Source organism: Microbacterium sp. NPDC006705, assembly GCF_044903545.1.
Lineage (GTDB): Bacteria > Actinomycetota > Actinomycetes > Actinomycetales > Microbacteriaceae > Microbacterium > Microbacterium plantarum.
Genome location: NZ_JBJDQQ010000001.1, coordinates 1,946,924 through 1,959,546, shown reverse-complemented (window position 1 = coordinate 1,959,546; position 12,623 = coordinate 1,946,924). Strand labels below are relative to the sequence as shown.

General features: G+C 70.3%; 9 protein-coding genes. 4 read left to right on the top strand and 5 right to left on the bottom strand.

The window, feature by feature from the left end; genetic code table 11:
* Position 1: 1 nt before the first annotated feature.
* The 5 genes from malQ to ACI2K6_RS09330 form a co-directional block, all read right to left on the bottom strand.
* Positions 2-2,155, bottom strand: a complete 2,154-nt coding sequence (gene malQ / locus ACI2K6_RS09350; RefSeq protein ID WP_404568466.1) for a 4-alpha-glucanotransferase — start codon at positions 2,153-2,155, stop codon at positions 2-4.
* Positions 2,156-2,180: 25 nt separating this feature from the next.
* Positions 2,181-2,717: a putative glycolipid-binding domain-containing protein gene (locus ACI2K6_RS09345; protein WP_274179134.1), complete on the bottom strand. Its 537-nt coding sequence runs from the start codon at positions 2,715-2,717 to the stop codon at positions 2,181-2,183.
* Positions 2,718-2,791: 74 nt separating this feature from the next.
* Positions 2,792-4,120, bottom strand: a complete 1,329-nt coding sequence (locus tag ACI2K6_RS09340; RefSeq protein WP_354451738.1) for a GAF domain-containing protein — start codon at positions 4,118-4,120, stop codon at positions 2,792-2,794.
* A 79-nt stretch (positions 4,121-4,199) separates the two neighbouring features.
* Positions 4,200-5,633 (bottom strand): CCA tRNA nucleotidyltransferase, encoded by a 1,434-nt coding sequence (locus ACI2K6_RS09335; RefSeq protein WP_323986928.1) that lies wholly within the window; start codon positions 5,631-5,633, stop codon positions 4,200-4,202.
* Between the two features lie 45 nt (positions 5,634-5,678).
* On the bottom strand, positions 5,679-7,196 hold the full coding sequence (locus tag ACI2K6_RS09330; protein ID WP_404568465.1) for a methyltransferase: 1,518 nt from the start codon (positions 7,194-7,196) through the stop codon (positions 5,679-5,681).
* 126 nt (positions 7,197-7,322) lie between these two features.
* Between ACI2K6_RS09330 and ACI2K6_RS09325 the strand changes: the two genes are divergently transcribed.
* The 4 genes from ACI2K6_RS09325 to trxA all read left to right on the top strand — a co-directional run bounded on the left by ACI2K6_RS09325 (position 7,323) and on the right by trxA (position 12,584).
* Positions 7,323-9,461: a DUF6049 family protein gene (locus tag ACI2K6_RS09325; protein ID WP_404568464.1), complete on the top strand. Its 2,139-nt coding sequence runs from the start codon at positions 7,323-7,325 to the stop codon at positions 9,459-9,461.
* Entirely contained in the window at positions 9,458-11,053 is a 1,596-nt protein-coding gene (gene murJ / locus ACI2K6_RS09320) for a murein biosynthesis integral membrane protein MurJ (protein WP_404568463.1), read from the top strand. The genes ACI2K6_RS09325 and murJ overlap by 4 nt, the downstream gene beginning before the upstream one ends.
* A gap of 104 nt (positions 11,054-11,157) precedes the next feature.
* Entirely contained in the window at positions 11,158-12,189 is a 1,032-nt protein-coding gene (gene trxB, locus ACI2K6_RS09315; protein ID WP_269268411.1) for a thioredoxin-disulfide reductase, read from the top strand.
* 71 nt (positions 12,190-12,260) lie between these two features.
* The gene (trxA, locus tag ACI2K6_RS09310) at positions 12,261-12,584 is read left to right on the top strand and encodes a thioredoxin (protein ID WP_023953450.1); all 324 of its coding nucleotides are present in this window, start codon (positions 12,261-12,263) and stop codon (positions 12,582-12,584) included.
* Positions 12,585-12,623: the final 39 nt, after the last annotated feature.

The window sequence follows — 12,623 nt, the reverse complement described above, 5'->3', positions numbered from 1 at the left end:
TCTACGGGCGGCCGCGCAGGGCCCGCTCGACAGCATCCACCAGCGAGCGGTATCTCGGTGATGAGGCGAGATCATCGAGCAGCACGGCTCTGCCGTCGGCATCCGCCAGCGGAACCTGCCAGTTCGGGTACTCGTCGTCGGTGCCGGGCTGATTCTGCACACGCTTCTCGCCGACGGCATCGACGAGCGAGACGCCCAGCAAGCGCGAGGGCGATGCGGCGAGGAAGACGTGCAGAGCCTCGACGACCTCCTGCTGGCTCGCGCCGGCGGAGATCAGCCCGCGAGAGCGCAGCTCCGCCAGCATCCGGTCGCGCTCGCGCTCGAAATCGGCGAGCTCGTCGTCGACCGACCTGGTCAGCAGGCCGAGCCGGGCGCGCAGGGCGACGTGCTCGCCGTCGAGGTAGCCGGCCGTCGGCGGCAGGTCGTGCGTGTTGACGGTCGCGAGCAGGTCGGTACGGTAACGCTCGGGAGGCAGCGGTCCCCCGTCGTCGTCGCTCTCGAACCACAGGACCGAGGTGCCGAGGATGCCGCGCTCGGCGAGATAATCGCGCACCCACGGCTCCACGAGGCCGAGGTCTTCGCCGATGATCACCGCACGGGCTCGCTGGGCTTCGAGAGCCAGCACGCCGATCATGGCCTCGTGGTCATAGCGAACGTACGTGCCTTCGCCCGGCCCGAGCCCCTCTGGAATCCACCACAAGCGGAAGAATCCGAGGATGTGATCGATCCGCAGGGCGCCCGCGTGCCGCAGCAGCGACCGGAGCATGTCACGCAGCGGCGCGTAGGCATGCTCGGCGAGGGCACGCGGCAGCCACGGTGGCTGATTCCAGTTCTGGCCCTGCTGGTTGTACATGTCGGGAGGTGCGCCCACCACGACGCCCGGCGCGTACAGATCACGGAGCGACCACGCGTCCGACCCGGTCGTCGAGACGCCGACGGCAAGGTCGTGCATGATGCCGATCCGCATTCCGGCGGCAGCCGCGGCGGCAGCCGCGTCGCCGAGCTGCTCGTCGACGATCCACTGCAGCCACACGTGGAACGCGATGCGCTCAGCCAGCTGTTCCCGCAGCGCACCCACCGCGGGGTCATCGATTGCGATTCCGTCCGGGAGCCGGTCGCCCGTTTCCGTTTCGTGCTCGCGCAGCGCGCACCACAGGGCGAAGTCGGCGAGTGCCGACCCCTCCCGCCGCGCGAAGGCGTCACGCTGCGCGCGTCGGGCGGGAGAGAGCTCGACGTCATGAACGAGCGCGAGCGCCTCTCGTTTCGCGCTCCAGACCGCATCCCGATCGATGCGCTCCGCGTCCGTGTTGGTGGCGGCTGCGTCCCGCTGCAGCCGGTGGAAGCGATCGAGACCGGACTCGGAGAGGTATGCCGCTTCCGGAATGAGCTCCGGGCGGACGTACAGCGGCGCGAGGAATCGGCGCGACGACGGCAGGTAGGGCGACGGCTCGACAGGCGTCGTGACCTCCGCGGCGTGCACCGGGTTGATCAGCAGATAGTCGGCGCCCGACTCCCCCGCGATCGCAGCGAGGTCGGCGAGGTCCGCGAAATCGCCCATCCCCCACGATCGCCGCGACCGCACCGAGTACAGCTGCGCCATGAGTCCCCACGAGCGCTGGCCCGGTTCGGCGGGTGGCGGTGTGAGGCGTTCCGGCGTGACGATCAGCGCCCCACTGTCGTGCACATCGCCTTCCCCGCCGTACTGGCGCACCTGGACCGTGTGCCATCCCAGCGGGACATCCTCGGGCACGGGCACGCGCACCCGCCAGCGCGTCCGGCCGTCGACCGTGCGCGCGACCGGCTGCTGAGCGGGTATCGAAAGGGGACGCACCGAGCCGTCTTCCAGCACGATGGCCACCTCGACGTCATTGCCGTCGGCGACATGCAGCTCGATCGTCCCACCACCCCGGCGCACGACGGTCGAGGCGGGTACGAGCCGCCGCCAGGGTTCGGCTATCGACTCGGCGAGCGCCTGCTCGGCTGCCGCGTCGTCATCCGCGACCACACCCATGGCCGCCAGCACCGCACGGAGGGTGGTGGCGGGCACATCGACATGCTCGCCCGAGAAGGACGAGTATTCGGTGGCTATGCCGTATGCCCTGGCGAGCGAGACGAGAGCCGGCGTCGGGGCGTCGTCGGGGGTCGCATCGGTCATCGTCTTCTCCTCTTCGCCACGTCGGTCACGATCCCGTCACCCGCTCGAAGACTCCCGGGTAGCTCAGGACGAAGCCGTCATCATCGACGGTGAGCGTGCGCCGGAAGTCGCGATCCCGCGACTCGAAGCAGTAAGCGCGCGGCCCGACGCGCGTGTAGCGCTGGCGCCCCAGAGCGACATCCAGCGACGGCACCTGCACCCACGCAACCTCGACGTCGGCTCGGCCGCCCACGGCGAGCCCCAGCCTTCGGATCGGAAGAGCGTTGGTGGCCGGCGTGGCCGTGATGTCGATGTCGGTCGCACCGGCGAGATCGGGACGCTCCTCACCGTCGACCGACCACACGCCGTCCACGAGTTCGACGTGAAGTGTCCGCCCGCCCGACTCGATCGCCGCGTGATGGAACAGGCCGTGCTCATCGATTCGTACCGCATAACGACAGGGTCCGTCTCCGCCATCGACCTCTCCGACGATGCGGATGCCGTCATCGGAATACTCCGCGGTACACCGGTCGAGCGTCTCGACGGATCCGATGCTCGTCCATGAGATTCGTGTCGTCCTCATCGGTCGCCTCCTCCGATGTTTCACGTGCAACATCGTCCGGCCATCCTCCCAGCGGCTGCGCCACGACGAAACGGTCAGTCCGCGGGGTTGCCGAGGGAGGTCAGTCGTGCGACGATGCCCGCCCGTTTCGGCGACCGTGCCGGAAGCAGCTGCAGGCAGAGACGCAGGACATCGACGTCGTCCGCGCCATCGTCTGTGTCGGCGTACTCCAGCAGCACGTCCACCGATGCCTCCGCCAGGAGAGCCTCACGCAGAGAGGCGCGAAGCCGATCACGAACCTCCTCCGTCCCGGGAGCGCTCGAGTCCGGCAGGACCGGGCCCGCGTACGCCGCGAGGGCGACGCGGTGAGCGCCGCGGTCGAGCAGGGACGCCACCTGTTGCGCGTCGGTCTCGAGCTCGGCCGGAAGGCGGTAGGGCCGCGACAACGGCACGAGGTGGGGGGCGGCCTGCTCGAGCACCCGCCGTAGCCGAACCATCTCGGGTCGAAGAGTGTCCGTCGCGTCGGGACCGTAGACGAGCTCGGCGAGTCGCTCCGCCGAAAGCCCCTGACGGTAGGTGGCGAGCATCAGCAGGATGTCGGCGTGCCGAGCCGACACCTCGACGATCCGCTCTCCGGAGGCATCAGTGGTCTCCAGGAGAGCGCGATCGCGACCGAGCACACGCAGGGTCGAGGCGGTCGGTGCTGCGGCATCCCGTCGACGCTGCCGGGCGAAGCCGCGTGGCGGGTCGGCCCGGGAACGCAGTCGCGCCACCAGGAGTTCACTCTCGATCGCCCGCGCCGTCGCGTCGACGAGGAGTCGCGCCTGCGGCGTGGCCGCCTCCGCCCGACCGGTCACGTCGATGACGCCGATAAGTCGGCGGGTCTCGGGGTCGTGCACCGGTGCAGCCGTGCATGACCAGGGCTGCACGAGGCGGTTGAAGTGCTCCGCCCCGCGGATCTGCACCGACCGGTCGAGTTGAAGCGCCGTCCCGGGCGCCGAGGTGCCGACGGTGGATTCCGACCAGTTCGCGCCCGCCACGAAGCCCATGTCGCCGGTGAGGGTCCGCACGCTGGTGTCGCCTTCGACCCACAGCAGACGGCCGGCGGCATCCCCCACGGCGACGACCACTCCGGAATCAGTGCTCGGCACGAGCAGCGCACGGACCATGTCCATGACCCCGGCGAGCGGGTGGGCGCTACGGTATGCGGCCAGCGCTCGTTCGTCGAACTCGAGCGGTGGCAGTGCCTCGGCGCGGACGAGGTTCGCCATCGAACGGCGCCACGATTCGCGGACGAGCGACCGGACGTCGTCCAGTCGACGCTCGGCGTCAGCCCCGGCCAGCAGCTCGTCCCGCGCGCGTTCGATCAGCAGACGGGACGACTCGGGAGCGACATCCCATTTCGCGGACCACGACGAGGACACGGACGACTCCGATCGGCGGTGAAGGAGCGCCCTCAGCCTAAGCCGGACGAACCCGTCGCGGTAGGGCTGACCGCGGTCGTCAGCCGTCCGAGCGCGCGGCCCACCACTCGCGCAGACGCTGCTCCGCGGCATCCTCGCCGATCATCCCCTCGTCGAGGCGGATGTCGAGGAGGAACCGGTACGCCTCACCCACCTCACGCCCCGGACGGATCCCGAGGATCTCCTGGATGCGGTTGCCGTCGAGCTCGGGGCGCATGGCGCCGAGCTCCTCGGCCGCGGCCAGCTCGTCGATGCGGCGCTCGATGTCGTCGTACGCCGACTTCAGGCGGGCGGCCTTCCGCTTGTTCCGCGTCGTGACATCGGCGCGCGTGAGGATGTGGAGTCGCTCCAGCTCGTCGCCCGCGTCACGGACGTACCGCCGCACGGCCGAGTCGGTCCACGCGCCCTCGGAGTACCCGAAGAAGCGCAGGTGCAGTTCGACCAGACGGCTCACCGACGAGATGGTGTCGGAGTCGAAGCGGAGGGCCTGCAGGCGCTTGCGTGCCATGCGTGCGCCCTTGAGGTCGTGGTGGTGAAAGCTCACTCCACCACCGGGCTCGAGCTTGCGCGTCGCGGGCTTGCCGATGTCGTGGAGGAGCGCCGCGAGGCGCAGCACCACGTCGGGCTCCGCGCCCGGATGCCGTTCGTGCTCGAGTTCGATCGTCTGGCGCAGCACCGTCAGCGAGTGCTCGTAGACGTCCTTGTGGTGATGGTGCTCGTCGATCTCGAGGCGCAGCGCCGGCACTTCGGGCAGCACGAGCTGCATGAGGCCGGTGTCGACGAGCAGTCGGATGCCGCGCGCGGGGTCGTCGGTGCGGAGCAGCTTCACCAACTCGCCCTGCACCCGCTCGGGGCTCACGATCGAGAGCGTCTCGCGCAGCTCGGTCATCGCCTGCTCGGTGGCGGGATCGAGCGAGAAGCCGAGCTGGGAGGCGAAGCGCGCGGCGCGCAGCATCCGGAGCGGGTCGTCGCCGAAGCTCACCGCGGGATCACTCGGCGTGCGCAGCGTCGTCGCGACGAGGTCCTCGACTCCGCCCGTCGGGTCGACCAGGGATGGTCCCGGAACGCGCAGGGCCATCGCATTGACGGTGAAATCGCGGCGCGCGAGATCTTGCTCGAGGGTGTCGCCGAACTCCACCGTGGGCTTCCGGGTCAGTCCGTCGTAGCTGTCGGCGCGGTAGGTCGTGATCTCGATCTGCTCACCGCGCACCTTCGCACCGATCGTGCCGAAGGCGCGTCCGATGTCCCACGTCGCGGTGGCGAGAGGGTCGACGACCCGAAGGATGTCGTCGGGTCGGGCGTTCGTGGTGAAGTCGAGATCGTTGGTCGCGCGTCCCAGCAGCGCATCACGCACGGGCCCCCCGACGATGGCCAGCTCGAAGCCCGCGCGCTCGAACGCGTCGGCGAGCGCCGAGACGACGGGAGACGCTGCCAGGGCACCCAGGCGCGCGACACCCTCGGCCATGTTCAGCATGCCTCCGAGCCTACCGGCCCTCCCCTGCAGCTCCCGAGTCCGCGATCAGTCGGCGAAACGCAGGAAACCCGTGAACAGCAGCTCGCGGACGCGCGGCAACAGGTCGGCACGCAGGGCGACGGCATCCACGTCGAGCAGGTCGGCGATCGCCGCGACGAGCACACCGACCGGCAGATCACCGTCGCTGGCCCCGACGAGGGCGGCGAGCGCGGGATCGACGTCGAGCACCCGGCCGAAGCCCGCTCCCTGACGCAGTTCGATGACCTGAGGGTCCTCGGCTCCGGGAACGTGATGGCGGGCCTCGGTCACATCTGGCGCGACCCGCAGCACCGCCGCATCCAGATCGGCGTCCGTCATGCTCGAGAGTCGCTGCCACGCGCTGAGCGACTCTCCGATATGCGGGCCGAGGGCGCCGGGGATGCTGCCTGCGATGCGCTCGTATCGGGCGAGCGTGGGGATGACGGTCGGGCGGTGCAGCGTGATGTAGCCGAACCCCACGGCGATGACCCCCCGCGCGGCGAAATCGTCGAGCCACGCCTGCACGAGCGGCGCATACGCCGGTGACCCCGGAGCGGTGCCGCCGTCGCGGACCCAGAGTTCGGCGTAGGCGAGCGGGTCGAGCTGTTCACGCTCGACGACCCAGGCATCCAGGGCCACCGGCGACTCCGACACCCAGGAGCGCACGCGATCGAGGCCGTCCTCGCCGGCGCGGTACTCCCAGTTGCCGAGCAGCTGCGCGACACCGCCAGGAGCGAGCACCGGACCGACGCCGCGCACGAAAGCCGCCACGAGGTCGTCGCCCGACATCCCGCCATCGCGGTACTCGTACGCGGGGACGCCCTCCACGCGCGGCGTGATCACGAACGGCGGATTGGAGACGACCCGCTCGAACTGCTCGCCGGCGACCGGCTCGAACAGGCTGCCGGCCCGCGTCTCGATCCCGTCGACGTCGTTGAGGAGTGCGTTCAAGCGCGTGAAGGCGAGAGCGCGCTCAGAGACGTCCGTGGCCACGACCCTGTCACCCGCGCGCCGCGCGCGAAGAGCCTGGATGCCGCACCCCGTGCCGATGTCGAGCACGCGCCCGACCCGTGACGTCAGCTGCAGTCCCGCGAGTGTCAATGACGCACCGCCGACGCCGAGAACATGACCCGTGGGCAGCGGGCCGCCCACTGCCGCCTCATCGAGATCGCTCGCGATCCACCAGTGGCCCTCGCCCGCGGCATCCGCGATGTCCTGCGGGCGCACCAGGGCGTCGGGGACCACGAGATCACCCTCGAGGTGCGCGAGTCCGAGCTCTGCGAGCCCGGTGGCTCCCAGAGACGGCAGTGCGGCATCCACCGCAGCGCGCGATGCCGGCCCGCCCAGGAAGAGCAGCCCCGCCAGCACTGCCAGGGCATCGGAGCGCCCCGTGAGCACGCGACGGGCGGGCTCGATGAGTCCGTGACCCACCGCGGTGTCGACCATCCCTCCCCAGAGGGCTCGCACGGCGTCGGCGCGGTATCCCGCGGCATCCAGGTCGGTACGGAGAGCCGCGCAGCGGCCGGCCTCGGGGTACAGGGTCACTCGACCATTCAACCCTGCGACGCGCGAAAAGCCGCAGGCCCGGCCCGCCTCGGATGACGCACAGCAGGGCCGCCCTAGACTCTGTGCGACCCTGCGGTCGGGTATCGCAGCGGGTCGAGAGCCGCCATGACCGACATTTCCCCTGCCACCACACGCGCCCGTCGCGGCCGTCGCGGTGCCCGCGTGCTCGGCTGGCTCGCCGCTGCCGCGATCGCGCTGGCCCCTCTCGCCTCTCCGGCAGCCGCTCTCGCCGATTCCCCGCCGAGCCCGGCGCCGACCCCGACGGCCAGTGCGACGCCCGGATCCCCCGGCATCGCCTCGCTCATCGCCGCTCCCGCGAGCGGCGGCATCGTCGCAACCGGCGCGGACGCCGTCATCTCGGTCGACCAGCGCAACGGATCGCCGCGCGCGCTGCCCGCCGGCGCGCTGTCGGTGACCTTGTCACGCTCGGCCCTGACCTCCCCACAGGCGGTCGTCGACTGGCTGCGGCCCGACGCTGACGCTGAAGAAGCCCTGCCGGCCTTCGAAGAGGTCGCGCGCGCCGACGTCGCCGAGCTCCCCGCGGGTGACGAGCGCGCCACCGACGTATCGATCCCGGCGACCGAGAAGAACCTCGTCGGTCTCGCCCCCGGCGTGTACCCGATCGCCGTGTCGGGCCCCGGCGGCTCGGCGCGCACGGTCATCACCGTGCCCCGTCCCGACGCCCCGGCACGCACGGCGACCGTCATCGTCCCCATCACCGCAGGGGCCCGCACCACAGGCCTGCTCACGGCGACCGAGCTCACGGAGCTCACCGCCGAAGACGGGGCGCTCAGCGCGGTTCTCGACGCCGTCACCGGGACGACTGCGGTTCTCGCGATCGATCCCGCGATCGTGGCGTCGATCCGCGTGCTGGGCTCGGGCGCGCCGGCAGATGCCGTGGGCTGGCTCACGAGCCTCATGGCGCTTCCCAACGAGCGCTTCGCCCTGCAGTTCGGCGACGCCGACCTCGCGACCCAGGTGCACGCCGGCCTGACAGCCCCGCTCGAACCCACGACGCTCGAGCCGTACGCGGACCCGGCGAACTTCAGCGCCGCAGCGGGTTCCACCGCTCCCGCCAGCGTGCCCGACACGCGTCAGCTCCTCGCGGTCGGAACCGCGGCGAACACCGTTCGCGACGTCTTCTGGCCCGCCAGCGGCACAGCCGGCGCGAACGTCGTCACGACCGTCGACGCTCAGGCCGGAGCGGATGCCGACGCGCTGACTCTCGTGCCGTCCGACACCGTCTCCGGGGGCGATAGCGGGGTTCGCGCCGCTATCGGTGACGCCGACCTGCTCGTGTACGACCAGGTGGTGTCGGCCGAGCTGGCGCGCGTCGCCGCGGCATCCGACGACGCACCGGTTCGCAACGCCGAGCTCGCTGCGGCGAACGCGCAGGTCGCCCTGAGCGGCGACCGTCCGATCGTGGCGACGATCGACCGTCCCGCGACGAGCTCACGCGCCAGCGTCCGAGCGGCCATCACGGCGGTCACCGGCAGCCCGGGAGCGACGCCGACCTCACTCCAGGATCTCCGCGCCGCCGACCGTGCCCAGGTCACCGTTGCCGATATCCCCGCCGATGACGATCGCGTCGCAGCCCTGCAGCGCTTCCTCGCCGACGAGGAACGGCTCGCGACCTTCGCCACGGCCTTGGTCGAACCCGCGCAGCTGACGGCGCGGGAACGCACCGCCATCCTCCAGCTGATCGGCGACGCCTGGCTGGCCGAGCCGATCGGCTGGGCAGCGGCCGTGGCGCAGCACGAGGAGAACACCGAGAGCACGCTGGACGCGGTCGGCATCGCCAACCCCGGCACGATCAACTTCCTCGCGACGAGTGCCCCGATCCCCGTCACCGTGCGTAACGACCTGCCCTGGCCGGTCTCGCTCGTGCTCTTCGCCGAGACCGGCGACCCCCGCCTGATCGTGCAGAACGCGACGGTCGTCGAAGCGGGCGCGCAGCAGAACACCCGCGTCGACGTGCCGGTCGAGGCACGCGTCGGAAGCGGCGAGACCACCCTCAGCCTGCAGCTGCGGAGCACGGCCGCCGTGCCGATCGGCGCGTCGGAGCGCATCGGCCTCACCGTGCGCGCCGAGTGGGAGTCGGTCGGCATCACCGCCATCGTCATCATCGTCGTCGTCCTCATCGCAGGCGGCGTGATCCGGACGATTCTGAAGCTCCGACGTCGGCGGAGCGAGACCCCCTCCGGACAGAACGACATCCCCGAACAGCAGGAGAACACCGAGTGAGCGGAATCGGCCGGGCAGGAGCGGTCGTCGCCGCGGGAACACTCGTCTCCCGGGTCACGGGCCTCGTGCGCAACATCGTGCTCGCCGCGGCGCTGGGGACCGTGGGCGCCGGTGCGGCGGACGCCTTCACGCTCGCCACGCAGCTGCCCAACAACATCTACGCGATCATCTCCTCCGGCCTCCTGGCCGGCGTGATCGTCCCCCAGATCATCCAGGCGGCCAAGCACCGCGACGGCGGCAGCGCTTTCGTGTCCAAGCTGCTGACCCTCGGGGTGATCGCCCTGGCGGTGACGACGGCGCTGGCCGTCATCGCCGCCCCGTTGCTCGTGATCGCATACGGCGACAAACTCGCGCCCGAGACGCAGGCGCTGGCGCTGGCTTTCGCGTACTGGTGCCTCCCCCAGCTGCTCTTCTACGGCCTGTACGCGCTGCTCGGCGAGATCCTGAACGCCCGCCGGGTCTTCGGGCCGTTCGCGTGGTCGCCGATCATCAACAACGTCGTCTCGATCGCGGGCTTCCTGCTGTTCATCTGGATGTTCGGCGTCCGTGAGGATGCCGCGGGCTGGACCCCGACGATGGTCGCGATCGTGGGCGGCACAGCGACGCTCGGCATCGTGTTCCAGGCCCTCGTCCTGCTGCTCTTCTGGCGCCGTGCCGGGCTGCGCGTCCGCCCCGACTTCCACTGGCGCGGCATCGGGCTCCGCCACATCGGACGACTGGCCGGGTGGACGTTCCTCATGGTCGTCGTCGGTCAGATCGCCGGGCTCATCCAGACCAACATCGTCGGCTCGGCGTCATCGAGCGGCCCGTCGATCGCCGTCCTGTCATACGCCTGGCTCGTCTTCATGCTCCCCTTCTCGGTGATCGTGCTGTCGATCGGCACGCCGTACTTCACGCGCCTCAGCGAACACGTCTCCGCGAACCGGCCCGACGCACTGCGGGCCGACCTGGATTCGGCGACCCGCACCATCGGGATCTTCATGGTTGGCGCCCTCGCGGCGATCGTGGCGGCGATCGTTCCGATCTCCCGCGTCTTCACGAAGACCCCGGATGCCGCCCAGGCCTTCGCCTGGGTCCTCGCAGCGTACCTGGTGGCCCTCCTGCCGCTGTCGTTCCAGTTCGTGCTGCAGCGGACGTTCTACGCCCACCAGGACACTCGCACTCCCTTCTTCTTCACTCTCGCCCAAGCGGTGCTGGTGGTCGTCACCGCCCTCATCGCCGCCGCGATCCTGCCCCTCGAGCACCTCGCTGTCGGCATCGCCCTCGGGCAGTCGCTCGCGAACGTCGTCCAGCTCGCTCTCGCCGTCATCCTGCTGCGACGCAAGATCGGTCCGCTCGGCCTCGGCGGAGCCGTCCGCGCCGTCGTCCGCTTCGTCGTCGCCGGCATCCCCGCCGCCGCCGTCGGCTGGCTCGTCTTCGCTCTTCTCGGCGGTAGCGCGGGCTGGGTCGCCGGCGGCTACCTCGGAGCCCTGTTCGGCGGTGCCGTCATCGGCCTGGCGACCCTCGTCGTCTACGTCATCCTCCTCGCACTCCTCCGTGCCCCGGAGCTCGGCACAGCCGTGCGCGCGGTGCGCCGCATCCTCGGCCGCTGACACCCCTCCCCCACGGCCGCCGGGGAATGCCTCGCGGCTACCATGGGTTGGACGTGTCGGGGTATCCGCGACGCGGATTCCAGACCCCAGAAAGGGATGTCGACGTGCGACAGGTCATCATCATCGGATCCGGCCCCGCCGGTTACACGGCCGCGATCTACGCGGCGCGCGCGAACCTGAAGCCGCTGCTGATCGCGAGCTCGGTCGAAGCGGGCGGCGAGCTGATGAACACCACCGAGGTCGAGAACTTCCCCGGCTTCCCCGAGGGCATCATGGGGCCCGACCTCATGACCAAGATGCAGGAGCAGGCCGAGAAGTTCGGCACCGAGGTCCTCTACGACGATGTCGTCGAGCTCGACATCGACGGACCGGTCAAGAAGGTCACCCTCGGCAGTGGCGCCACCCACGAGGCTGACAGCCTGGTCTTCGCGACCGGGTCGGCCCCGCGCAAGATCGGCATCGAGGGCGAGAGCCGCCTGTCGGGCCGTGGCGTGTCGTACTGCGCCACCTGCGACGGCTTCTTCTTCCGCGAGCGCACGATCGCCGTCGTCGGTGGCGGCGACTCGGCCATGGAGGAGGCGACGTTCCTGACGAAGTTCGCGTCGAAGGTCTACGTGATCCACCGTCGCGACGAGCTGCGCGCCTCGAAGATCATGCAGAACCGCGCGATGAACAACGACAAGATCGAGTTCGTCTGGAACAGCGAGGTCGCCGACATCCTGGGCGAGGATGCCGTCACAGGCGTCGTCCTCCGCGACACGGTCGACGGCTCGACGCGTGAGCTCGCGCTCGACGGCATCTTCGTGGCGATCGGATACGACCCCCGCACGCACCTCGTGCACGGATCTCTCGACCTCACGGAGCACGGCACCGTCTGGGTCGACGGTCGCTCCTCGCGCACCTCCGTCCCCGGCGTCTTCGCGGCCGGCGACGTCATCGACCCGACGTACCGCCAGGCGGTCACCGCCGCGGGCAGCGGAACCGTCGCTGCACTCGATGTCGAGCACTACCTCGCCGCCCTGGGCGAAGCGTCCGAGCCCGCGGCCGACAGCTCCCCGCTCCGCGGTCGCCCTGACGAGGGCCTCGAGTCACTCGTCGCCGAGACCGAGACGAACGACGAGAGCGACGCGGCCTGACGGCCGCACCGCGGAACAATTCACCCGCCCACGTCGTTGACGTAGGCGACACCCTTTCGAAGGAGATCACCATGACCGCCAAGGCCACGACCGAGAGCACCTGGCAGCAGGACGTCCTCGACGCCGATGGACCCGTCCTCGTCGACTTCTGGGCCGCCTGGTGCGGTCCGTGCCGCATGGTCGGACCCATCCTCGACGAGATCGCCACCGAGCACCCCGAGAAGATCACGGTGCTCAAGCTGAACGTCGACGAGAACCCCAACCTCGCCATGCAGTACCAGATCACCTCCATCCCCGCGATGAAGGTCTTCAACAAGGGCGAGGTCGAGAAGACGATCATCGGCGCGAAGCCGAAGTTCGCACTCGAGCAGGACCTCGCCTCCTACATCGGCTGACCCCCAGACACAAAGAAGCCCCGGTCGGATCACTGATCT